Annotated in this window: 20 protein-coding genes; 6 read left to right on the forward strand and 14 right to left on the reverse strand. The window is 63.6% G+C overall.

What is annotated here, in order from left to right; translation table 11 throughout:
* Positions 1–27: 27 nt before the first annotated feature.
* Complete coding sequence (locus tag GPJ75_RS20390; protein WP_163270726.1) at positions 28–897, forward strand: ParB/RepB/Spo0J family partition protein; 870 nt, start codon at positions 28–30, stop codon at positions 895–897.
* Positions 898–923: 26 nt separating this feature from the next.
* Here GPJ75_RS20390 and holA read toward each other — a convergent pair whose 3' ends face one another.
* Positions 924–1,961, reverse strand: a complete 1,038-nt coding sequence (gene holA / locus GPJ75_RS20395; RefSeq protein ID WP_163270728.1) for a DNA polymerase III subunit delta — start codon at positions 1,959–1,961, stop codon at positions 924–926.
* Positions 1,962–2,183: 222 nt separating this feature from the next.
* Here holA and GPJ75_RS20400 point away from each other — a divergent pair, with 222 nt between their 5' ends.
* Complete coding sequence (locus tag GPJ75_RS20400; protein WP_163270730.1) at positions 2,184–2,360, forward strand: hypothetical protein; 177 nt, start codon at positions 2,184–2,186, stop codon at positions 2,358–2,360.
* Positions 2,361–2,516: 156 nt separating this feature from the next.
* Here GPJ75_RS20400 and GPJ75_RS20405 read toward each other — a convergent pair whose 3' ends face one another.
* Positions 2,517–4,889, reverse strand: coding sequence for a peptidoglycan-binding domain-containing protein (locus GPJ75_RS20405; protein WP_163270732.1), 2,373 nt, complete (start codon positions 4,887–4,889; stop codon positions 2,517–2,519).
* Positions 4,890–5,144: 255 nt separating this feature from the next.
* Here GPJ75_RS20405 and GPJ75_RS20410 point away from each other — a divergent pair, with 255 nt between their 5' ends.
* Entirely contained in the window at positions 5,145–6,131 is a 987-nt protein-coding gene (locus GPJ75_RS20410) for an AraC family transcriptional regulator (protein ID WP_163270734.1), read from the forward strand.
* A 62-nt stretch (positions 6,132–6,193) separates the two neighbouring features.
* Positions 6,194–6,985: a phenylalanine 4-monooxygenase gene (locus tag GPJ75_RS20415; RefSeq protein WP_163270736.1), complete on the forward strand. Its 792-nt coding sequence runs from the start codon at positions 6,194–6,196 to the stop codon at positions 6,983–6,985.
* Positions 6,986–7,116: 131 nt separating this feature from the next.
* Here the strand turns inward: GPJ75_RS20415 and GPJ75_RS20420 are convergent, their stop codons facing one another.
* From GPJ75_RS20420 to GPJ75_RS20460, 9 genes are all read right to left on the reverse strand, one after another.
* A complete protein-coding gene (locus GPJ75_RS20420) occupies positions 7,117–8,115 on the reverse strand; it encodes a glycosyltransferase family 2 protein (protein ID WP_163270738.1) in 999 nt (332 codons plus the stop codon).
* Between the two features lie 22 nt (positions 8,116–8,137).
* On the reverse strand, positions 8,138–8,596 hold the full coding sequence (locus GPJ75_RS20425; protein ID WP_163270740.1) for a VanZ family protein: 459 nt from the start codon (positions 8,594–8,596) through the stop codon (positions 8,138–8,140).
* A gap of 23 nt (positions 8,597–8,619) precedes the next feature.
* A complete protein-coding gene (locus GPJ75_RS20430; RefSeq protein ID WP_163270908.1) occupies positions 8,620–9,714 on the reverse strand; it encodes a glycosyltransferase family 4 protein in 1,095 nt (364 codons plus the stop codon).
* Positions 9,715–10,020: 306 nt separating this feature from the next.
* On the reverse strand, positions 10,021–11,280 hold the full coding sequence (locus GPJ75_RS20435) for a glycosyltransferase family 4 protein (protein WP_163270910.1): 1,260 nt from the start codon (positions 11,278–11,280) through the stop codon (positions 10,021–10,023).
* A gap of 2 nt (positions 11,281–11,282) precedes the next feature.
* Complete coding sequence (locus GPJ75_RS20440; RefSeq protein WP_163270742.1) at positions 11,283–12,053, reverse strand: polysaccharide deacetylase family protein; 771 nt, start codon at positions 12,051–12,053, stop codon at positions 11,283–11,285.
* Positions 12,054–12,057: 4 nt separating this feature from the next.
* On the reverse strand, positions 12,058–13,374 hold the full coding sequence (locus tag GPJ75_RS20445; protein WP_163270744.1) for an O-antigen ligase family protein: 1,317 nt from the start codon (positions 13,372–13,374) through the stop codon (positions 12,058–12,060).
* Between the two features lie 13 nt (positions 13,375–13,387).
* Entirely contained in the window at positions 13,388–14,959 is a 1,572-nt protein-coding gene (locus GPJ75_RS20450) for a GumC family protein (RefSeq protein ID WP_163270746.1), read from the reverse strand.
* 127 nt (positions 14,960–15,086) lie between these two features.
* On the reverse strand, positions 15,087–16,205 hold the full coding sequence (locus GPJ75_RS20455) for a GNAT family N-acetyltransferase (RefSeq protein ID WP_425483176.1): 1,119 nt from the start codon (positions 16,203–16,205) through the stop codon (positions 15,087–15,089).
* Positions 16,206–16,258: 53 nt separating this feature from the next.
* Positions 16,259–17,572 (reverse strand): lipopolysaccharide biosynthesis protein, encoded by a 1,314-nt coding sequence (locus GPJ75_RS20460; protein ID WP_163270748.1) that lies wholly within the window; start codon positions 17,570–17,572, stop codon positions 16,259–16,261.
* A 201-nt stretch (positions 17,573–17,773) separates the two neighbouring features.
* Between GPJ75_RS20460 and GPJ75_RS20465 the strand changes: the two genes are divergently transcribed.
* Together GPJ75_RS20465 and GPJ75_RS20470 are read left to right on the forward strand one after the other, a co-directional pair.
* Positions 17,774–18,478 carry a N5-glutamine methyltransferase family protein gene (locus tag GPJ75_RS20465; protein ID WP_163270750.1) on the forward strand — a complete coding sequence of 235 codons (705 nt, stop codon included), beginning with the start codon at positions 17,774–17,776 and terminating at the stop codon, positions 18,476–18,478.
* The gene (locus GPJ75_RS20470) at positions 18,475–19,590 is read left to right on the forward strand and encodes a hypothetical protein (RefSeq protein ID WP_163270752.1); all 1,116 of its coding nucleotides are present in this window, start codon (positions 18,475–18,477) and stop codon (positions 19,588–19,590) included. The genes GPJ75_RS20465 and GPJ75_RS20470 overlap by 4 nt, the downstream gene beginning before the upstream one ends.
* A 12-nt stretch (positions 19,591–19,602) precedes the next feature.
* Here GPJ75_RS20470 and nadE read toward each other — a convergent pair whose 3' ends face one another.
* Genes nadE through GPJ75_RS20485 form a run of 3 tightly spaced genes read right to left on the reverse strand, consistent with a single transcriptional unit; the run spans position 19,603 to position 22,449 of the window.
* Positions 19,603–20,613, reverse strand: a complete 1,011-nt coding sequence (gene nadE / locus GPJ75_RS20475; RefSeq protein WP_163270754.1) for an NAD(+) synthase — start codon at positions 20,611–20,613, stop codon at positions 19,603–19,605.
* A complete protein-coding gene (locus GPJ75_RS20480; protein WP_163270756.1) occupies positions 20,610–22,154 on the reverse strand; it encodes a class I adenylate-forming enzyme family protein in 1,545 nt (514 codons plus the stop codon). The genes nadE and GPJ75_RS20480 overlap by 4 nt, the downstream gene beginning before the upstream one ends.
* A gap of 22 nt (positions 22,155–22,176) precedes the next feature.
* The gene (locus GPJ75_RS20485; RefSeq protein WP_163270759.1) at positions 22,177–22,449 is read right to left on the reverse strand and encodes an acyl carrier protein; all 273 of its coding nucleotides are present in this window, start codon (positions 22,447–22,449) and stop codon (positions 22,177–22,179) included.
* Positions 22,450–22,455: the final 6 nt, after the last annotated feature.

Genomic DNA, 22,455 nt, shown 5'->3' on the forward strand with positions numbered 1-22,455 from the left:
GCATAGTCTCCGGAGTGTGGAACCGACATGAACGAAGATGCCTCGCGTAAACGTCTCGGCCGCGGCCTGGCCGCTCTGATCGGCGAAATGGACAACCCTTCAGCGAGCGAGCAGGAGGCGGTGCGCGCCGACCGGGTGGCACCGATCGAGTTCATCTCGCCCAACCCGCGCAACCCGCGGCGCAGCTTTGCGGAGGACGAACTCGGCGATCTTGCCCAGTCGATCCGCGAGCACGGCATCGTGCAGCCGGTGGTGGTGCGTCCGGCGGCGGCGAACGGCCGCTTCGAGATCATCGCTGGCGAGCGCCGCTGGCGCGCCGCTCAGCGCGCCGGCCTTACTGAGGTGCCCGTCATCGTCCGCGATGTGGATGACAAGGTCGCGCTCGAGCTCGCCATCATCGAGAACGTGCAGCGCTCCGACCTGAACCCGATCGAGGAGGCGCGGGGCTACCAGCAGCTCATGGACGAGCACAGCTACACGCAGGCCGATCTGGGCCAGGTTATCGGCAAAAGCCGCAGCCACGTGGCCAACACGTTGCGGCTGCTCAAACTGCCGTCCGCCGTGAGCGACCTCATCGTCGATGGCTCGCTGACGGCCGGCCACGCGCGCACGCTGGTCACCGCGGCGGACCCGGCGAGCCTTGCCAAGCGTATCGTCGAGCAAGGGCTCTCCGTGCGCCAGGCGGAAGCGCTCGCTGCCGCGCCGGATGCGGAGCCGACACCGGGTGGCGCGGCGCGCAGGGAGAAGGATGCCGACACGCTGTCGCTGGAAAAGCTCCTGAGCGACCATATCGGCATGAAGGTGACGATCGGCCACAAGGATAAGGGCGGCGAGCTGCGCATCGCCTACCGCACGCTGGAGCAGCTCGACGAGCTTTGCCGGCTATTGCAGCGCTAGCAATATGTTAGCCGGCAAATTTACATTTATCTTGCAGATCGAGCGCCTTCGATAGCTAGCGCCAGAAGTGCTTGGCGGCTGAGCGGCTCGGCTACGGCTGGATGCTGGCGGGACTTCAAGATGGCGCCTTGCAGGCGGTTTGCCGCAGCCTGCAGCATAGCCTGGTTCCAGCGCTGCAGGGCCTGCTCGACCGCGCGCCGCCGGGTGAAGAAAACCGGCGGCCGGGCAGATGCGACGGCAGCGGCCGGTGTCTTGCCGTGGCGATCCACCTGCTCGCGCATCAATTGCAGCGCCTGAATCTGGCGCAAGGCGGCGGAAAGAACCAGGAAGGGCGGGCTGCCGCTGGCGAGATGGCGTGTGAAGAGCGTATCGAACGCGGCAATGCTGCCGCAGAGCACGGCATCCACCGCATCGTCGGCGGAGAGGCGGGAGACGTCGCCGATCACCGCACGCACGTCCTCGGCTGAAACCTCGCCAGCACTGGCACAATAAAGCGCCAGCTTGTCCAGTTCGCCGCGCGAGGCGAGCCGATCGCCGCCTAGATTGGCCTTCAGAAGCTGCCGCGCATCGAGGGCGATCGACAGGCCGGCGGCGGCAAGAATCTCGTCGATCACGGCGTCGATGCCGCGACCGTCGTCAGCATAGCACGGCAGCGCCATGGCCGCGTGGCCGCGCTCAACAGCAGTGCGCAGCGCGGCGTTCTTTTTCAGGTCTCCGGCTTCGATCAGGACCAAGCTGTCCGTCGGCGGGTCGGCAATGAGGGCGGCCACATCGGCGGCGAGCGCGCTGTGGCCGGCAGCGCCGCGCACCCATACGAGGCGGCGCTCGGCGAACATCGGAACGGTGCGCGCCTCGTCGAGCAGGCGTCCTTGCTGATCCGCGTCGGCGGCGTCGATCCTGACGACGGTGAAGGGGTCGTCGAGGGGCAGGCCGGTCTTCTGTGCAAACACTCTCGCCCGTTCCGACACCAGCCCGCGGTCCGGCCCGTAGATCAGGATCACCGGTATATCGCGGTCGGGGCGGGCCAGCCAGCCGTCGACTTCATGCGCTTTCTTCTGTGCCATGGGTCCCAAACTAGGCGAGCGGCGGGTGGATGTGAAGCGGCGCGAGGACGGGCCGCCGCAATGACGTGGCGCCGCCGTCCGCGAACAGCGGCAGGTCGCATCGGCTCCGTACCCCGGATCACTCGCCAAAGCCAATCGGAATAATGCGCCTTCGAAAAATGTCGGAATCCTTCGCTCGCTTCGTCCTTGGGACGGTTGGCGGAGGCAAAACAGGAGGTTCCCGTGGAACGGTTCTTTCTCATGCGCTGCGCGATGGAGGCCTCGGGTCGCCGCGCCGCAGAAGCGCTCGCCCAAGGGCGGCTTTCGAGGGAAGGGCTGGCCGGATTTCTCACGGCTCTTGCCCTCCTCGGTCTTTTCGTGAGTGCGCTTGAGGTTGCTGCGGCACTGGCCGGTGCTTAGACCGGTTCATCGATTCCGTGAACCGATGCACCGGTCCAATTCTTTGTTTGTCGCAATCCCGGACGGAAAACCCAACTTCCACTTTTCCTAGACCGCTGCGGTGGCTTTTCATTGTCCGGCCGAGCAGCACTGCTCGGCCGGATATTCGTTGCGTTCCTACGGCGTGCGTGTCGCTGGTGCGAGACGCAGGGGCGCTTCGGGAGGTGCAACCCTCCGCGGCGCTTCACGGGCGGCCGTGCCGATCCGGCATGCGCCATTCCTGAGCGCAGAACCCTGTGGGCAGAGGCAGGCCCCGTTTCGCACGACGCCACCCCGACAGGCGATCTCGGGCGCTACCCTTTGAGGTTCCACCTTCCTGACCGGGGGCTGGACGACAATACCCTTGATCTCGGGGCGGGCCACTTCGCGTATGCAGCGATAGGCATTCGTCCGCACCTCCTCTGCACGGGTGCCTTCCGGGCAAGCACACATGCCGTTGCGCACGATACCGCCGGCGCATGCGACGTTCTTCGGCACAGGATCGACGATGGCGCGTTTCGGTGCCGCGGTATCGCCTTGCCTCTCAGGTATCTTGCGCGGAGTGGCCGTACGCAGCGCCGCCACCGTCTCGTCGTCCACCTCGGGCTTCGGAGGCAGACCGTTGTCGGCCTTGAATGCAAGGAGCGCGGCGCGTGTGCGCCTGCCGAAGGCGCCGTCGATCCCGCCGACCTCGCGGTAGCCGAGGTCGAGGAGGCGTTGCTGCACCCAACGGATATCGACCGCCGTCGAGGGCGGCTTGCGGCCGGCAAGATCGTCGGACGGGACCACGTCGGGGTTGAGGTTGACGGTGGGTGCCGTGCCGATGGCCGTCGGCGCCGGATCCTGGCAGACGAAGTCGTAGCTCGCAACATTGCTCTGGAAGGCCACCGGCTGCTCGATGACGATCTGCAACGTTCCCGCCTTGCGTCCGGCCTGGCTGCCCGCTCCTGTGCCCGGCAGCGCCCAGCCGCCCTCCTCGGACACCCAGACACCCTCGCCGCTGGTGGAGAAGTCGAGATTTTCGAGGAACTTGCCGATGTTGTTTGCGTGGGACGTCAGGATGGTCTGCCAGGGGGTCGTGACACCCTGGTGGTTCCTGAGGCGGAACTTGACGGGGACATTCTTGACGTTCGTCTGGATCCAGCCGACGACAGTCATGCCGCATTGGGAGCCATCCATCGGCGCCTTCGGGAAGGTGGTCAGGAAGGCCTGCTCGATGAAGGCCGGCTGGCCAAGCGATTGCGGCAGGTCGCCGACCGACGGCCCTACCTGAGGATCGCAGGTCACTGAGTATTTCCACCATTCCGAGATCACCGTCTTGCCGCCGCCGGTTGCGACGAGCCGCAGCGAATCTTCATGCAGATTGCGAGGATTGTAGCCTGTCTGCACCTCACCCGGGCCGTCGGGTATCCCGCCGGAACCGGGGAACGTGTCGTCGGGCGCAGGCTCGACGGTGCCGAGCTGGCCGATACCCGCGGCGGCGTCCATGCCGGCACCGCCGGATGGTTCCTCTGGCGGCCTCTCTACGGGAATGGCGAGGTTCGCCGTAAAATGCTTCGCCCAGCTTCCATTTGCGCCGGCCTCACTCGTCTGGCTTGCGAGCTTCTCCGACTTCCAGCCGCTTTTGGCCTCGATCCTGGCCTCGAAGGGGCCTGGGATGTTGCTCTCCACGCTCATGGACAGCTCCAGGTCGACTGGACACGCACCTTCATGGACGCTCGGAGCGCCCTGCAGCGCCGCGCCGACCACCTGGTACGGCGGCAAGTCCTGGCTGATCTCCTCTGGTCCGCCGGCGCCTGGCACCGCCTCGCAGGTCACGGAAAGAGCTACGTCGAAAGTACGGCTGAAATCGACATCCGCCAGCGGCTCGCTTCCCAATGCGAAGCCGTTGCCCGACGAGTTGAACGAGAAGCCGTCCCACATCTTCGTGTCGGCGCCCAGCGTCATCTCAACGGTGTGCATGAAGCCGAACCCGTTCTGCAGGCTCTTGCCTTCCTCAAGGCCGGCATTGCACCGGGCGATGATCTCGTTGCCATAGGGCACCAGCGGGATGCCACCTGAATTCGAACCGCCCAACAGACCCGACGGGAAGGAAAAACTGACCGTGCCGTCGATGGATTTCGGGCTGGTTTCGCCGAATATGGCCGAGCCGAGAAATGGTGTCCCAAACGTCTCGAAGCAGGCGTGCCCTTCACATGTGCCCAGAAAGACGGCGAAAGCCTTGATAAGGCCGTGCTTCATCTTGATCTCGAGTGGGCCGGCGAGTTGGATGCCGGTATCCCGGATGTGGGTCCAGCTCTCCCCGTCGGCGGAGTCGACGTAGACGCCGACGTAAATCCCGTCGGCGCTCAGGTCCATCGTCATTCTGTCGAGCGTACCCTCGGGCGCGGCGTCCGCCACGGTGGCCGGCAACAGGGTGGCGAATGCCAGGCTGCAACAGGCGACCGCGGAAACGGCTCCTTGGCGAACTGTACGGACGCATGCGCCGGCAGAGCGGTTCAAGCGGTTCATCGTCGTTCCTCCAGTCAGGCATGCGCCGTTGCATCCGCCCGGCCGATCCCCCGAACCGCCTGCTCCCGCCGCTGCCACTGTCCCTCCGCGTCGAGGCTAACTCCGGCTGGAGGAGAGGTCTTGAACGGAGGCGAAACGAGGCTTGGCCTGAAACGAAGTATTAGGCTCGATAAGTCGGAGGTGTGAGCGTCGTGTCGCATGGCGGCCACCTGTGCTAGTCTGTGTCGTAACGTTGTTAGCAACCGGAGAAATCCGATGGGGGCGCTGCAACTGGACTTCGGCCCGGGAAGGGTTTCCAGCGATGGATTGCCGCCGGCCAAGCGGTCGTCGTTCTGGCGCGAAGCCCTGGGGCCTCATGTGGCGCTCGACATGGAACCCCTGGACGGCAAGTCGTTTTGCTGCAAGGCGACGATCCGTACCCTGCCCGGGCTGAACGTATCGTTGATCGGCAGCTGCACGGGGGTCGCCGCGCGCCGCACACGAGAATGCATCGCCACCGACGGCAATGACGATTTCGTCCTGCTCATCCCCGTGACAGGCAACGTGACCGCCAGCCAATTGGGCCGCGATGTAGGGGCGGCCGAGGGCGGCGGCATTGCGCTTCTGAACGCCGATCCGAGCTTGATGCAGTATATGCCGTCGGCGCAGTGCCTCGTGGTCTGCATGCCGCCGGCCCTGCTCATGCCGCTGGTCCCGAGCCTCGAGGCCGCGCGTGCGGTCCCCCGTGGCAGTGACGCGATGCGCCTTCTGACCGGCTATCTCCGGCTGATCTGGGAGGATGGCAGGATCGAAAGCGCCGAAACGCGCCATGCCGTCTCACACCATATCCAAGATCTGGTCGCTTTGGTTGTCGGGGTGACCGGCGATGCACGGGAATGCATCGAAGCTCGTGGCATGCGCGCGGCGCGGCTGAAGGCGATCAAGGCCGATATCCTCGACCGGCTCGATCATCCCGGCCTCGGCATCGCCGCCGTGGCGGCGCGGAACGGCGTCACGCCGCGCTACATCCAGCTTTTGTTCAAGGGCGAAGGCACCACCTTCACGCAATTCGTCTTGCGCCAGCGGCTGGCGCGCGCCCACCGCCTCTTGAGCGATCCGCGCCTCACCGACCGCACAATCAGCATGCTGGCAACCCAGGCTGGCTTTGATGACATCTCATACTTCAACCGCAGTTTCCGCAAATCCTATTTTGCTACGCCCTCCGATATCCGCGAGAAGGCGCGTCTGCAGAATGTGAAATAGATATTCGGTCTGCCGGTGGTAGAATTGCTATAGCAATCTGTCCTGACGAATGAGGTGACGTCATGACCAAGGAAAGCACCTATACCGCCAAGTTGCCGGAACCGGACGGAACCTATCTCTACACGCCCGAGGAAGATGCGATCTGGGGCGAGCTCTACCGGCGACAGATGGCGCTGCTCGCCAACAAGGCCTGCGATGAATATCTCGAAGGGGTTCGGACGCTGGGTTTGAATCCGGACAAGGTTCCGCAGCTCAAGGATGTGAACAGGCGATTAGCCGAAAGCACCGGCTTCGGTGTGGAGGGCGTACCTGCCCTTATCCCGCCCTCGCGCTTCTACGAGCTGTTGTCGCAGGGCAAGTTCCCGCTTGCCACCTTCATGCGTCGGCGCGAGCATATCGACTATATCGAGGAACCCGACCTCTTTCACGAGGTTTTCGGCCATTGCCCGCTGCTCACCAACACGAGCTACGCCAACTTTGTTCGCCGCTTCGGACAAAAGGCCGCCACGCTCGGTAAGGGCTATTCGTGGCATCTGTTCCGAATCTTCTGGTTCACGGTGGAATTCGGTCTGATCAACACGCCGAAAGGCAGGCGCTGCTTCGGCGCGGGTATCGTTTCGTCGCCGAGCGAGACGCGCAACGCCATGGCTTCGACAGAATGCGAGTTCCGGCCCTTCGATCTGATGACAGTGCTGCGCACACCCTACCGGATCGATATCGTCCAGCCGATCTACTACGTCATTGATAGCTTCGCTCAGCTCGAGTCGATCGTCGAGGAGGATATCGCGGCGCGGATCAATGAGGCGAAGGCGCTCGGCGATTTCCCGCCGGCGTTCGAGGCGAAAGCGTCCTGACCGATTTTTCGGTGCGGTCTTGTTTTGCGTCACATTCCGGGGCCTTGCAGTGCTCATGGACGCTGCGGCTCCGGCCGCAGGCGAGGTCCCCTCACCGGCATCCACTCATTTGCGGTGGCGGTGAAGAGCCTTCATGTTTCTTCGCCCAGCTTGTGGCTTTCAATCCAGGCCCGCGGATCGCTGCGCGGGCGGAGAAAGCCAACGGGAAGAGCCGCTGCGTGGAACAGCCACGCAACCACGGAATAGGTGCCCATGACCAAGCTTCCCTTGCGCAGCGACATGGCAAGCACGACGAACGCAAACAATCCCAAAACGATGACCAGCGACAGAAGCTTCTCGGGAAGGAAGAGGAGGAGCGACAGCGAAAGGACGATGCAAGCCAAGACCAGCGCCCAAAGCCTGAGCTCCGGCAGTTCCCTGAGCATCTTCCGGAAGTAGGGTTTCCCCACCGATCCGCGCAGCACCTCGCCGATGCCGAAGAGATATTTGCTCTTCCAGCGTCTCAAGAGGAGGCGAAAGGAGTTTTCGACATGGCCGTAATGGCGCACGAAGCGCCTGTCGAGGCGGACTAGCCGCCAGCCGGCGCTGCGCAGGCGGATGCCGAGGTCGAATTCCTCGTAGCCGTGCAAATTGCGGTCGGTGAGGTAGCCGACGCTTTCGATGGCCGCGCGGCGATAGACCCCGCCGCCATTCATCCGGTCGACCTCGCCGACCCGGTTTTCCGGCGCGTTGCGGGTTACGCGGCGGGTGAACTCCAGATTGGCGAGGTTCATCTCCTCCACGTGGCCGGTCACGCCTGCCACATCCGGGTGCGCGCGCAAATATTCCAGCGCCTCGGTGAGAAAGGTCGGATCCAGGTCCATGTCGCCGTCGATGAGGCAGATGAAATCGTGTTGGGCGTATTGAAAGCCGAGCTGGCCGCCGATGCCGCAACTGGGCCGCGCGGGCTCGACGATCTGAACCATTGTGGCGGGATAGCGGGAGACGATCTCGGCCGTCCGATCGGTGGAGCCGCTGTCGGCCACGATAACCTCGCCCTCTCCGCCCGCCAGGCCGGAAAGCGCGTGTTCGACGGTCGAAGCGATGTGCTTTTCTTCGTTCAGCGTCTTGATGATGATGCTGACTGTCAAGATTGCCCCCTCTTCCGAATGCTCACGCGCCCGCTCGCGGATGAAGGTTCTCGCGCGCAGACCAGTGTGGCCAGTCCGGATTGGTCTCTTGTAACCGCTTGCGGCGGCGCGCGCGGAGGTGCAGCGATATCCAGGTAAGGAAAATGCCCCCTACACCACCGGCAAGTTTGACCGCGAGATCGGAAAAGCGAGGGTGACGATCCGTCAGGCTCAGTTGCAGGAGCTCAAGCGCGACGGTGGAAAAGGCGACGATGATGCAGACGAGAACCAGGCGTCTCAGGAAGGCAATCGCATAGAGGAAACCAAGAAGGGCAAAAACGGCGAAGCGCTCCGCATGGGCGGACCCCGTGCGGGGACGCATGTCGAGCGGCGAAAGCGTAGCCAGAAGAACAGCGGCGAGAACCAGCCACGGCGCGGCCCGGCGCACCCAAACCAGCAGTCCCATAAGGAGATGGCGGCGTGCTTTTCCATGCCGGGACATTTTTGGGTTCCTCGAGCGCGCGTTCAGGTGAGCAGCGAGCGGTAGACGGCGGCCGTCCGCTCTGCGATCGAGGCCCAACCATAACGATCCTCGATCTCTCGGGCCTTGTGGCGCCGTTCTTCTTCTGAAGAGGAGGAGGAGAGCTTGCGCTCGATCGCCGCGGCCAAGGCATCGACGTCGCCCAAGGGGAAATAGTCTTCCGCCGGCAGGCCCACCTCCAGATTGGCGGGGATGTCGCTTGCAAGAGTGGGCAGGCCGTGCCCGAGCGCCTCCAGAAGCGCTATCGGCATCCCCTCGTGGCTGGACGGTAGGACGAAGAGCGCGGCGTTCGCGAAGAGGGCTGCGAGGCTGTCCCCGGTCTGGAAGCCGGTCATGACGACGCCAGGCACTCCGCGCGCCTTTTCCTCGAGCCGGCGGGAATAGGGGGTTTCGAACTCGCTGCCACCGACAATCACCAGCTTGTGGGCCGGGTTCCTTAGCTTGGCAAAGGCGTCGATCAGGTCGGTCTGGCGCTTTTCCGGGACAAGGCGTGCCACAGTCAGGATGTAGCCTTGCGGGGACAGGTCGGAGCGCTCGAGCTCCTTTCCTCCATCCTTGGCGCTATGGATTGCGACGCCGTTGGGAATAAAGCTGACTGGAACGCCATAGCGGGTCTGCATCGCCTCCGCGATGCCGCCAGCGATCGCGATACGCCCGTCGGCGAACCGCATGCCGAGCGCCTCGCCGAGTTTCAGAATCCTCTTGGCGACAGGACCCCATTTTTGCCGGTTGTAGTCGAAGCCGTGATGGGTCACCACGACCTTCAGACCAAGAAGCCGGGCGAGCGGCACCATGAGCGAGGGGCCGATCGCGTGAATGTGCAGGATATCCGGCCGGTGGAGACCGGAGTAAAGCACGCCGAGAAGTGTGTGGACGGCTGCCTCCAGCGCCACCTTCCGCGGTGACCAGATCGGCACCACATCGATGCCGTTCCAGTTGGTCACCGCCCTTTCAGGCAGGTATGACCGGCGCCCGATTACGGTGACATGCCAGCCGAGGCGAGCGAGCTCGCACCCGAGCATTTCGACATGCCGTTCCACCCCGCCTTGAACGTTGGGAATACCGCGCAGGCCGAGCATGGTGATGCGTTCCTTCCGGAACGTCGTGGTCGAGCCCAGCGACGTGAGGTGAACGGCGCCGGAGGCCGGGTGGGCGGAGCGAAGTGCTTCCGCGGGCATGGGCCGCTCGGACGTATGGAGAAGCCCGCCAGACGGCTTTTTCGGCTCAGCGCCATGGCTCTCGCAGGCGGCTGCGGTGTTGACGTCGGACATCACCTCTCCACGAATGGTGGCCGGACGATAGCCGCGATCTCTAAAAGAAGCGTGAACCGGACCCCAAACCAGTTCTGGTTCCATGAAATCGATGAATTGGTCACAATCTCGGAACTAAGTTCCGTGCCGCCGCATATCGCCTATGTCGGACGAAACAAGGGCGGCATAAAGGTCGAGCATGCGCTGCCGGTAGCGCGTTGCCGAAAACTCGGCCAAGACCCACTCTCTGCCGCGCATTCCCATCGCGGCGCGGTCGGCAGCCGACAGGGATGCCACGGTGAGCATGGCATGCGCGAGGCTTTCGGGCGATCCGGCTTCAGCCGCGTAGCCCGTCTCACCCTCCTTGATCATCTCCGGAATGCCGCCGATGGCGGAGCCGATGACCGGCCTTCCGAGCGCGTACGCTTCCAGAATGCTGATCGGCGCGTTCTCGTACCATTCGGAAGGAAGGACCAGAGCCTTCGCCCCGCCGATCAAGCCGTGGAGGTCTTCACCAGATACATAGCCGGCAAAGGAGACGTCGGCGCCAGTATCGCGAGCCAGAGCGCGCAACGCCGCCTCTTCCGGCCCCGTGCCGGCGATGACGAGCGTCTGCCTAGACACGGCCGCGGCGCGAATGAGCGTGGCAATACCCTTTTCCGGCGCCAGCCTTCCAGCGTAGACGAAATGGTCCCGCTCCGCCCAATCCGTCCTCAGATGCGATGCGTCGACGAAATTCGGGATATAGACGAGCTTCTCGGCCGGCCAGCCCCACTCGATGAGCTTCTCGCGGTAGAAGCGGCTTGGAACGACGAAGCGGTCGACCTTGTCGCGATAGAGCCCGAGCAGCCGGTGCACCATCGTCTCGACGAACACGATGCCGCTCACGGCAAACGAATCCTTCACGCAGCGGTTCAGGATCACGTTGTGGACGCGCCCTCCCTTGCACTTCTCGCACACGACGCCCCGGCTCAGCATCTTATAGGCAGGGCAACCAAGCTTCAGGTCATGCGCGGTCATCACGACGGGGACACTGGCTGCCTTCAGGGTCGAGAAGATGGCCGGCGAGAGGTGGTGATAGACATTGTGCGCATGTGCGATCGTTGGCGGCGCGGCTTCGATCAGCCTTGAAAGCTTGCGCTGGGCTTCCAGCGAATAGATGACCTTGGCGGCGTGCATTGCCTTGGTCAGCGCGCCGTGCTGGTTGCCGTACTCGATCTCGGAGATGAAGTAGTCGGACCACGCGGAGGGCTCGTTCCCGTCGTGCTGCATGGCGAAAGGTACGACATCCCAGCCGATCTCGGCAAATAGCGCCATGTGATCGAAGAAGACCGCCTCGGCCCCTCCCCGCCGGTAGAAGTAATTGTTGATGGCAAGCAGCCGCGGTGCATCCATGGTCATCGGCTTGCCCCCTCCCAGCCGAGCAGCGCGACAGCTTCGCCTGTCGTCACGATCCTGCAGTTCTTCGCTGCATAGGCGACCAGATGCTCGAATGTCCCCGGCGTGCAGCCGAACCGGGTCGGCGTATCGGCGATGTCGTGCGTGAAGAAGATCAGCCATCCAGGCGTTGCCGCCACGTCGTCCACCCACCGGGTCGCCGAGCGGGCATAGGCCTCGGGCTGCCGAATCTCCACGGCCTTGAGCATGAGATGATCGACCTTGCCGCGGTTGATGGCCTCGCCCGCTCCCCTGCACGTGAGATAACGCGCGCGAAGCGCCGGTCTCGCCAAGGGCCAGGCTGCGTTGTAGGGAAACGCGAAATTGCGGATCGGCGGCTCGACCCCGGCCGCCGACAGGTAGGCAGCGTTTTTTTCCAGGTCCGCCTCCAGGCCGGCGCCCAGGGAGCGGACCTTGCGATGCGCGAAGGTGTGGCAACCGATCTCGTGCCCGCGCGTCGAGAGCTCGCGGCAGCCCTCTCTCGATATCAGCGTGCGATCGCGTTCCACGCGCGAGGCGATGCCGCCGGCCACATAGAAGGTGCCCCGGGCACCATGCCGCTCCAAGATTGCCGCGCCGTTGGTCAAGGCCGTCTCCGGCACGTCGTCGAACGTGAAGGTGACCAGGGGCACGTCCGTCAGCACCTCCCGCTCCTCCTCCGCCGTCCTCCAGACGAGACGATTGACGGCGCGGTCGATCAGTTCATCGGCTTTCCTCGCAAGACCCCACACACCCCTACCCCACTAGTCTTCTCGGCGAATGGACGATTTGGGCAGAAGATTGGTAACGGAATCCATAAAGCGCCAGTAAAAAGGTGAACCAGAGCGGGTTTCCCCCCTCGTAAAATAGGCTTTCGAGACCGGCGTTGAACAGAGTGTAGAGCCAGATGCGTGTGTAGAGCCGGGTCAAGGGCGAACGCTGTTCCTCCGGCTTTATGCGCGAAATGTCGCGAAGGGGGAGGAAAACGATCCAAATCAGCGTCAGCACGAGCCCCGGCACCCCCGTCATGAGGGTGATGTCGAGGTAGGAGTTGTGCCCGTTGGCGGCGGCCACGGCCCAGGTTTCTATCGTGCCGCCGCTGTAGACCAGCTCCTCGGTCTGCCAGAACGCCTTGAACCCGTGCCCCAGGATGGGGCTATCGGCAATTGCCGAAAAGGCGAACCGCCAGATATCGGCGCGGTTGGTAAAGGTTGCGTCGATGCCGAGTTTCGTGAGCAATTCGCCAAAGGGCTCGATGACCGCCGAGCCGACGGCCAGCAGGTTGAACAGGGCGATGCCTCCGACGGCGATGGGCACCCGCAGGAAGCGGAACCGCTCGAATGCCCACGCAAGGACGATGATCGCCGGCAGCATCGCACTGGATGTCTTGCCCCCCGTATTGAACAGGAAGAACGCCGCCAGCACCGTAATGACGGCACCTCCGACGCGCGACCACGCGCGCATGACGAAGAGGCCGAAGAAGGTGGAGACGACCATTGCCGCGGCGGCGCTGTTTTTGTGCGGGAAATGCCCGCGCCACAATCCGGCGTTCATCGGTTCACGCAGTTCGGACGCCTGGTGAATGGCGAGCGTCGGCTTGAAGATGATCCCGAAATAGGAGAGCGCCAGCACCGCCATTGTGCCGAACGCGATCATTTTGGCGAAGTGGCGCTCCGACGCTGGAATGAGCAGGTAAATGCTCGCATTCACAGTGACGAGGACTGCCAGCACGACGCCCTTGACGCCCAGCATCGGGTGGCTGGAGATCATGGAGACGAACAGGATCCAGCAGAAAAGCGGCACCAGCAGCGCAAGCGGCTGGAATACCGCGCCGCGCAGCGGATGCAGCATTCCGAAAAGCAGGATGACGCTGAACAGCCCGAGGAAGACAAGCTGGTTGAGGCGGTTCGAATTGCCCGCAGAAGGGTCGAGAGCCGCCTCGCCCGTCAAGTCCACGAACGGGTTCAGCGAGATCCAGAGGAAGAAGAACAGCGCCATGAACAGCACCGTGCGTGCCGCCGTCTGAAGCCCGCCCACCGGCAGATCGACGGCCGTCAGTTGCGCCGACTGCATCACAGGCGCTCCTTCACACGGCGCGGCTTTGCGACTCGCGAAGATATCCGAACAAGCCGAGCGTCAGGGCGGCGAAGAGGCCCAGCACGAGCCCTGCGAAAGCGCCGGCTGCAAGCAGTATCATCGTGCGAGGCGGCCAGCTTCGTGATTTGGGCGGCACGGCGCGCGAAATCACCCGGATATTGCTGGTGTCGATCTGCTGACGCTCCGTTATCTGCTGACTGCGCGAGAGGTAGGTCTCGTAGAGTGCGGCCTTCGCCCGGGCATCGCGCTCCAGTTCGCGCAAGGCCACCTGAGCGCTGCTGTCAACGAAGACCTTCGCCTCTTCATCCCGCGTCTTCAGGCGCAACTCCTCGGCTACCGTGCGAGCCTGCTCGGCGTCGATTCTCGCGGCTTCGACGATGCGCTGTGCTTCGGCCGAGATCGCACGCTGCACGGAGGAAATCTCGGTCCTGATCGCCTGCAGGCGTGGATGCCTGTCGAGGTAGACCAGCGCGAGCGCCCCCAACTGTTGCTGCAGACGGTCATGCTGCGCGCGCAGATCGATGAGCGTTTCCGACTGGAATACAGAGGAGGCGGTAGTGCGCTGCTCTTCAAGCGCCTGCCGCAATTGGCGGTAGCGCATTTCGAGCTGGATTTGACGTTCCTGGGCTTCGAGCACCTGATCGTTCAGTTCGCCGGAAAGGCGCATGCTGACGAGTTCGCCGTCGTTTGACTGCAACCCACTTTCGCGCTTGAACGCCTCCACGCGGGCCTCCGCCTCGGTGACGTTGGCGCGCAGCTCATCCAGCCGCTCGCTGATGCTTGCAGCCACGCGCCCCGCACTCCCGGCCGCAGTTTCGAACACCTCGGTCTCGAAGGCGTCGACGATGGCGTCGGAAAGGGCGACCGACTTCATCGGGTCTTCCGTCCACACGCTTAGGACGACCACGTAGGAGCGCTCCTCCCTGCGCGCTTCCACGCGCTCCGAAAGCGCGCGCAACACCGCCAGTTGCCGATCTTCGGAAGTGGGTCCGCTGGAGATCAGCCGCTTCAGGGGGGCCAGCCAGTCAGGTTTCACGAACTCGGGGTCTTCGGTGAGGTTCAGATCGCTGATGACGCGGTTCAGCACATTGCGCGAGGTGAGGACCCTCAGCTTGCTTTCTACCTCAAGCAGTTGCGTGTCGCGCTGCGGATTGTTGGCGAACACGTCGTCGGTGACCACCTGCAGATTGGCCGGGTCCACCACGATATCGGTATAGACCGTGTAGCGCGGCGATGCGGTGATGGCGTAGGCGAAAGCCGCCGCCACGCAAAGAAGCACCAAGGAAACGATCAGGACCTTTCCGCGGTCGAGCCAGAAGAGAACGTCGTCCGGGGAGATCCCGCGCAGCTTTTCCAGATAATCGGCCACGTTCCCGCGCACGGGTGGTGCCGGTGCAAGGGCCGGTTCCGCCTCTCGCGCCGGTGCAGCGGCAGGTTCTGCTTCCTCCGTCGCGGGCGGGGTGGAAAGCAGGTTGAGAAGTGAGCCCCGCGCATGGAGGTTTTCGGCTCGGTTCCGGGCCGGCTTGGCGGGTTCGCGACGCGGTTCAGCTACTTCATACATGTCAGTCTCATCCGCATCGCTGCTCAGCCCGACATCGCGGCCTCGGTACGTCGCGGGACCCTATAGCGTTATGGTTTAACATGTCTTAATCCGCGGGAAGTGGTCGTGCCTTCGCGGCCCCCGCTTCTCAGAACGCGACGAGCAGATTGCTCCAGCTTTCCGATGCAAGCCCGCCGATGTACATGTCGCCAGAGAGGGCCGCGTCCACAATCTCGGAATGGCGGCTGACCATGCAGAAATAGCCCGAGTGCCTGAATGTGAGTTGTCGCTGCCGCATAATCGCCTTCATGAGGAAGGGCTGGGCCATGCCCCTTGCATCGCAATACCCTTCGGCATCGAAAAAGGCGCACACCTGCTCGACAACCTCCTGCTCCCTTCCTTGCGGGCAAATGAGGTTGAGCACGCGGGCGATGCCGTTTGCTTCGCCGAAATAGAGCACGAAGCCCGCCGTCTCGCCCTTCGGGTCGAGAACCTTGCGGCAGCTCAGCGTACCGCAGGTGATGTTCTGCCTCGCCAACCCGATAAGCCAGGAGAATTCTCCGGCCGACCATGCGGGCCGCAGGTAAAAACGCTTGAGCACGGTGTCCGCGTATTCCCTGAACTCCTCGTAACCTGCCGGTTCCACGCGATATCCGGGGGCGGCTGCCGGCTTGAAGGAGGGCAACAGCCACCGTGCCAACCGGTCGAGCGGGAGGGCAACGATACGCAACGGGAGCTTCCGCAAAGCCGGAACGGCGACGAAGAGCCGCTGGAGAGAGCTCGTGAACGGGCGGAAGACACGCCGCCACTCCAGGCTCTGTATAGGCAATATGTTCCCGCCGCCAGCTTCCCAGTGATCGGCGCTGCGCGGCGAGGCATTGTCGGAGAAGCAGAAATCCTGGTGCTTTGCCCGAAACGTTCTCGCCAGATGGGCCGCGCCTAGGGCGCCGGACTTGCCTTTTGCCATGAAGGCGCAAAGGAGCCTTGCCGTGAGCGTTCCTTCACCCACCCGCAACTGCATGGGAACGGACAGGACGGCACTGTCGATCTCCCCTTCGGCATTCTCATGGACGATACTTCCGTTTTCCGGCGTGTAGAGGGGGCTGGAGAAGGTTACCGTTTCCAGATAGCGGTTGAGCTCCTGGCTTCCCTCCGCCTCGTTTTTCCTGAAGATGCAGTTGAACAGCTTGGCGACGGCGGCGATGTCGCCTCTCTCCATCGGGCGCACGCGTCCCCGCCGCCGTGCGGCGATCGGATCAGCCGCCATGTCCTTGCTGTCTGGCGCGACCATGACGCCGATATCATGCATCTCGATGGGCTTCATGGCCGTGCCTCCCTCAGAAGACTTGCTTCGGCCGCCGAACCCTTGCTCTTGCGGATGACGTGCACGAGGACGAGCCACGACGCCACCACCATTGCGAACTCGACGACATAGAGGGAAACGATCGTGCCTGTCGGCGGTGCATACCAGCTGGCCCAGGCAGTCAAGACAGCGCCGAAGAGACTGCCGAGCGCCATCACGGTGCCGCGATAGGCGTGATTGCCGGATGCGCCCAGCGCCTCCACCGCAACCGACCAGATCGCAAGCAATATGACGATCCAGCACATCTGGCGCACGAAGGAGACGAGCGAAACGTAGTCGTGACCGAACAGATAAGGCAAGAGCGGCGCGATGATGAACACGGCAATGGCGGCGGCGACGGAGATCACAGTCGCGGCGGCAAGAACCTTTTTGACCCGCTCGGCCATGTGGTGCAGTCCCTCCGCGCTGGCTCTTGCCGAGCCGGGATAGATGAGCCGGTTGAGCGCCTCGACAGAGAGATAGCTGCTTTCCAGCATCCTGCGGGCTACGCTGTAGCTCGACACGATCTCGGCGGTCGAAACGAGGCTCAGGACCAGAAGATCGACGTTCTGACGGGCGGCCCGGAGGATGAAGGGAACGCTGAAGTAGATCCCGTTCATGATCTCCTCCCGCACGATCCTGAATTCGGGCCGACCCAGCCGCATGAGCAGGCGAAAGCACACGAGCGCGACCAGGACATGGCAGACGAACTGCCAGACCGCCCATTCTCCCGTCGTCGACACACCAAGTATGACGCAGGCCAATACAGCGGCCACTGTCCTTGCAACCGCGAAGCCGACGACCACCATGTTGGCCGTGCCGAACTCGCTGCGTCCGATGAATATCTGCTCCGTCAGCACAATCAGCCGGACGAGCACGATATTCGTGATCAGCATGGCCACGATGAAAAGGAGATTGAGGACCGGATTGTCTGAAAGCTTGAACAGGAAGGGGAGCACGACCGCCCCTGCAGCCACCAGGATCACTCCGCTGATGCCCGTCAGGATAAGATTATGGCCAAGCATGACGGGATAGGTGGAAGGGTCTCGCGCCACCCGCCGTACCAGAGTTTCCATGGCGCCGAGCCCGCACAGATGCAGCGCGACGCTGCAGATGGCGGTGATCGCCACGAACAGGCTGAACTCATCGACGCCAAGCCATCGGGCGAGGATTGCGAACGTCACCAACTGTGCGGCGGAGCTGATGAGAAGGCTGCCGCTCGACGCTACGTAGGTGATGAGTGTCGCAAGGAGGGACCTGAAGTCGCCTGTGATGTGCTTGCCCCTGAACATCAAATTCCAAGCCCTGCCGCGCGCCGTCCTCCGGCGAAGGAGTGACCGGGTCGCCGGTTATCGTTCTATCCCACTTCGGGCCTTAATACGCGGCGGGAATGATCTTGCGGTTAACGCGCCGTCCAGAAGCTTCGCAATCCGCTTCAAGCTCCATTTACCTGTGTCGACTATATCGAAGTTCGATTTGAAGAGGGGCGCGGGATGGCGAAGCAAGAAGTGATCGAAGCAAATCCTGGAGAAAGGCCGCCGTTGGCACGGTCGGTGCGTTTCATGGGCATCGAGTTGGAGACGGCTCCCGGCGTTCTGGTGCCGCGTGAAGAGACGGAGCTTCTGGGCCGCAGCACGGTTGCACTGCTGCGGGAGGTACCCGGTGAAGCCATCGTGATCGACATGTGCTGCGGCTCGGGCAACTTGGCGCTGGCCATCGCTGCGGCGGTCCCGACGGCAAGGGTCTGGGCATCCGACCTTACCGACGACACGGTGGCTCTTGCCAGACGAAATGTGGAGCGCTGCGGCCTCGCCGGCGCTGTCAAGGTTATGCAGGGCGACCTTTTCTCCGGGCTCCAGAATGAGGGACTGGAGGGGAGGGCCGATCTCGTTGTTTGCAACCCTCCCTATATCTCGACCCTTCGCCTGGAAGGCGACCGCTCCGCTCTGCTCGAGGACGAGCCGAGGGAGGCCTTCGATGGGGGGCCTTATGGTCTCTCGATACACCAGCGCCTCGTGCGCGAAGCCGCGGCCTTTCTCAAGCCCGGCGGATGGCTCGCTTTCGAATTCGGTGAAGGGCAAGACCGCCAGGTCAAGATCCTCCTCGCGCGGGCCGGTTTCTACGAGCCGGTCCGCTTTGCCTTGGACGCCGCTGGCACGCCGCGTGTCGCAATCGCACGCAAGAAGCATGAGCAATGACAGCCGTTCGGCCACTAAGGGAGAACGACATCCCGGCCGTCACCGGGCTCTTTCAGCGTATCTTCAGGGATCGACACCGGCGCCCGCCCGAAGCGCTCGCCGTCTATCTGCGGCGGCTTTACCTGGAATTTCCGGGGCACGACCCTGAGATCGCCTCGCTCGTGCACCTGAGGGAGGATGGCAGCATTTCAGGCTTCATCGGCGTGACGACGCTGCCAATGTCGTTTGAAGGCCGGCCACTGCGCGCGGCCGTCTGCGGCTCGCTTATGGTGGAAGATCGCGAGAGCGACCCCATGGCGGGCGCGCGGCTGCTGAAAGCATTCCTCGCCGGACCGCAGGACGTCTCCTTCAGCGAGACGGCGAGCGAGGTGTCGGCAAATATGTGGACGCGGCTGCGCGGCGTGCAGCTGCCGCAATACAGTCTCGACTGGGTCCGCGTGATCCGGCCCTTTTCCTTCCTCGCGCAAGCGGCTTCCGGGAAGGTCCGTGCCCTGCGGACGCTGTCGCCGCTGGCGAGCATGATGGACACGCTCGCTCGCCGACGCATGACGACGGATGCCTTGCGGTGGTCCGGCATCCCGGAAAACTGGAAGGGTGCGGGCGCCCGCAGCGCGGTTGAAATCACCAGGGACAACTTCGCCGAACTGGTTGCGCCATTCACCGCCCACTTCTCCCTCCGGCCGGAATGGGCGCCGGGGCAGCTTAAGCAAGTCCTGGCCGACGCGCAAAGCAAGGAGGAATACGGGCCTGCCAGGTTCTGCAAAGTCATTTCGCGAACGGGCAGGACGATTGGCGGCTTTTTCTATCACGGCGGACCGGGCCGGATCGGCCGCGTGCTGCAGCTGCTTGCCCTTCCCGGCCAGGCGGACGCCGTGATCGACGCCATGTTCGCCCACGCCGCCGAGCAGGGTCTCGCCGGCCTGCGCGGCCGCACCCAGCCGGCCCTCCTGGAAGCCATGCTCGGACGACGCGTCGCCTTCACGCATCTAGCCTCGACCGTCGTGCATGCGCGCGATGCCGGGATCGTCCATGGACTCCAAGAGGGCAAAGGGTTCCTAAACGGCATTGCCGGCGAACATTGGAGCCGGCTGATCGGTGGCCGGTTCGATTGACGCCAAGTCTCTTCAGGCGATTTCAGCTACGGTCTCGACCAGTTGAGGCCCGAGGTGGAGATAGCGGGTCGCCTTGCGCTTGGTCGCGATATCGGCCCACACACGCTGGACCTGTTCCTCGGTGAGCGCCGCCGCTGCCGCAACGGCGGATGCCGGCATGCCATGGTTGAGGCCGTAAAGGCACAGGTCCATCCGGTCGTAGGGGAGCGAGAAGTAGAACTCCTCCTGTGTCTGCTGTAGCGAGTAGGTATCCGTCGTCGGTGGCCTACGTCGGATCTCTTCCGGCACGCCAAGATATGCGGCAAGCTCATAGACCTGCGACTTGTAGAGATGGGCGATCGGCTTCACGTCGGCAGCTCCATCGCCGTTCTTGACGAAGAAGCCCTGGTCGTATTCGAGCCGGTTGGGCGTGCCGATGACAGCGAAGTTCAGCCTGTCGGCGTGGTAGTATTCGATCTGTTTGCGGGTGCGCTGCTTCATGTTTGTCGCGGCCACGATCCCCAGATAGACCTCCGGCGTCATCCGCAGCTTCGTCTGCCTTCCTTCGGGATCCTGCACCACCAGGAAGGAGATGTTGTAGCCGTCCCCTTCCAGCGCGTTGGCGATGACGATCTTCGACGCCCAGCCGGGGCCGTAGTTGGGAACGAGCTGGCGAATGAAACTGTCGCGCCGCTCGTAGCAGCCCATCGCCTGAAGGCTCGGGCCGATATCCTCCACAATGCTGTCATCGACGCCGAAGGTACGGGCGACCTGCCGGCCGAGCGACAGGCTCTCCGGATCGGAATCGTTTTCCGGCATGAAGACGCAGAGAACGTTCTTTGCGCCCGCCGCCCGGACCGCAAGCGCGGTGCACACGCTCGAATCTACGCCCCCCGACACGCCCAGCACGAGGCCGCGCTTGCGCAGCGAGCGCAGCTGGGCCCTGAGCGCGGCTACGATCCGCTCCGTCTCGGCGGCAGGATCGACGGCGAGCGCTGTGGACGAAAAGGAAGCGGCGGCGTCTTGAACGGAATGGTGTGTCATTCGGCTGGCTCTATCGTTTCGGCCGCAAGCCTGCGGCTGACCTTGCCCGTGTCCGTCTTCGGCAGCTCGCTGACGAACCGCACGAGTTTCGGGACCATGAAGTCTTCCAGATGGCGGGTGCAATGGCGGATGACGTCGCGCTCGGAAAGTGCCGGGTCGGTCGAGACGACCATTGCTGCGATGGCATGGCCCAGCACCGGATCGGCCACCCCCGTCACCACGGCTTCGGCGATCGACGGATGGGCGTGAAGGACCGCCTCCACTTCCTTGGGTGCCACCTTCTCGCCGCGCGTCTTGATGATGTCGTCCTTGCGGCCGACGAAATAGAGGAAGCCGTCGGCGTCGGTGCGGAAGAGGTCTCCGGTGTAGAGCACCTTCTCCCACGGATTGAGGCCCGGCCGCAGCATCCTGGCCGTCGCCTCCTCGTTGCGCCAGTAGCCCTGCATGACGTGTGGGCCACGGATCACCAATTCCCCCACCGTTCCGGAGGGGACGGGCCTGCCGTCCTCGCCCACCACGAAAGCTTCGGTATTCGGGATCGCGATGCCGACCGAGTCCGGCCGGTGGTCAAGCTCCTCCGGCGGCAGATAGGTGCAACGCTTGCATTCGGTGAGCCCGTACATGGAATAGAGCTCGACACCCGGGCACAGCTCGCGCAGCCGGGCGATATGAGGCGGCGGCAGGGCGGCGGCGGTGTTGGAAAAGTAGCGCAGGCTCGGCAGGAAACCGGGCTGGAGGTCGCGCATCTGCAGGATCATCGCTGCCATGGTGGGGACCAGCGGAAAGCCGGTCACCTTTTCCTTGCGCATCAGTTCGAAGATCGCCTGAGGGAAAGCGAAGGACTTCTCCAGCACCAGTGTGGCGCCGAGCTTGACCGACATCAGGAGCTGATAGAGCCCGTAGTCGAAGGCGAGCGGCAGGGCGTTCAGGATGATGTCTTCCCGCGTGTTGCGCAGGTAGGTGGTAATGGATGTGGCGGCCGCCTCCACGTTGCGGTGCGTCATCATCACGCCCTTGGGGCGGCCGGTCGAGCCGGAGGTATAGATGAGCATGGCAAGATCGACATCGATGCCGCCATGCGAGGCGGGAACGGGCTGGGTCGTCAGGGCCTCTGCGAAGGAGAGGGGGCCTTCCGGCACTGCCTCCCCGGGCCTCTGCGTGGAGACGAGAACGAACGGTCGGCCGCAAAGCGCGCGCGCCTCGGCGGCGACCGGCAGGAGCTTGGCCTGCGTCAGCACCGCCGCAGCCTCGCAATCCCCTGCCACATAGGCAAGTTTCTCGGCCTTGGTGGAAGCGTTGATCGGGCTGAAGGTGGCACCGGCTTTCAGCACGGCGAAGATGGAGACCGCCGCCTCCCAGGAATTGTCCATGAAGACCAGGACGCGGTCGTTGCGGCGCACGCCGCTCGACGCCAACGCTGCCGCCAACCGGTCGGACAGCGCATCCAACTCGTTATAGGAAAGCCGCCGGGAGCCGCAGATCAGAGCCGTCTTGGCTCCATCGGCCAAGGCGCTGCGTTTCAGGAACTCTTCGACACGCATACCGGATCTCCAGCCTCCCCGCTCATGCGGACAGAGACGCCTCCGCGCCCACTCTGGCGCTGACGAAAGCAACGATCCGGTCGAGCGAATCGAGATTCGCTGGAACGATGTCAGCATCGGCCATGGTCAGCCCGAACTGCTCTTCGATGAAAGCGACGAGCTCCAGCACGCCGGTGGAATCGATGATGTCGTTCTCGATGAGCGATGCGTCTTCTTCGAGTGCGAAGGACGTGTCACCAAACAAGAAATTCTCGACGATGAACGCATGCACGCTGTCCTTGATGTTGTTCGTCATTCCCAT

It is taken from the genome of Chelativorans alearensis (assembly GCF_010993735.1).
GTDB lineage: Bacteria > Pseudomonadota > Alphaproteobacteria > Rhizobiales > Rhizobiaceae > Chelativorans > Chelativorans alearense.

Coding starts and splice junctions, on each gene's coding strand:
- GPJ75_RS20455 (WP_425483176.1), bottom strand. CDS start 16,205: ATGGCGGCTGATCCGATCGCCGCACGGCGGCGGGGACGCGTGCGCCCG.
- GPJ75_RS20435 (WP_163270910.1), bottom strand. CDS start 11,280: ATGGATGCACCGCGGCTGCTTGCCATCAACAATTACTTCTACCGGCGG.
- holA (WP_163270728.1), bottom strand. CDS start 1,961: ATGGCACAGAAGAAAGCGCATGAAGTCGACGGCTGGCTGGCCCGCCCC.
- GPJ75_RS20390 (WP_163270726.1), top strand. CDS start 28: ATGAACGAAGATGCCTCGCGTAAACGTCTCGGCCGCGGCCTGGCCGCT.
- nadE (WP_163270754.1), bottom strand. CDS start 20,613: ATGACACACCATTCCGTTCAAGACGCCGCCGCTTCCTTTTCGTCCACA.
- GPJ75_RS20485 (WP_163270759.1), bottom strand. CDS start 22,449: ATGACGAACAACATCAAGGACAGCGTGCATGCGTTCATCGTCGAGAAT.
- GPJ75_RS20415 (WP_163270736.1), top strand. CDS start 6,194: ATGACCAAGGAAAGCACCTATACCGCCAAGTTGCCGGAACCGGACGGA.
- GPJ75_RS20430 (WP_163270908.1), bottom strand. CDS start 9,714: ATGCTCGGCCTGCGCGGTATTCCCAACGTTCAAGGCGGGGTGGAACGG.
- GPJ75_RS20405 (WP_163270732.1), bottom strand. CDS start 4,889: ATGAACCGCTTGAACCGCTCTGCCGGCGCATGCGTCCGTACAGTTCGC.
- GPJ75_RS20460 (WP_163270748.1), bottom strand. CDS start 17,572: ATGTTCAGGGGCAAGCACATCACAGGCGACTTCAGGTCCCTCCTTGCG.
- GPJ75_RS20465 (WP_163270750.1), top strand. CDS start 17,774: ATGGCGAAGCAAGAAGTGATCGAAGCAAATCCTGGAGAAAGGCCGCCG.
- GPJ75_RS20480 (WP_163270756.1), bottom strand. CDS start 22,154: ATGCGTGTCGAAGAGTTCCTGAAACGCAGCGCCTTGGCCGATGGAGCC.
- GPJ75_RS20470 (WP_163270752.1), top strand. CDS start 18,475: ATGACAGCCGTTCGGCCACTAAGGGAGAACGACATCCCGGCCGTCACC.
- GPJ75_RS20410 (WP_163270734.1), top strand. CDS start 5,145: ATGGGGGCGCTGCAACTGGACTTCGGCCCGGGAAGGGTTTCCAGCGAT.
- GPJ75_RS20450 (WP_163270746.1), bottom strand. CDS start 14,959: ATGTATGAAGTAGCTGAACCGCGTCGCGAACCCGCCAAGCCGGCCCGG.
- GPJ75_RS20445 (WP_163270744.1), bottom strand. CDS start 13,374: ATGCAGTCGGCGCAACTGACGGCCGTCGATCTGCCGGTGGGCGGGCTT.
- GPJ75_RS20425 (WP_163270740.1), bottom strand. CDS start 8,596: ATGTCCCGGCATGGAAAAGCACGCCGCCATCTCCTTATGGGACTGCTG.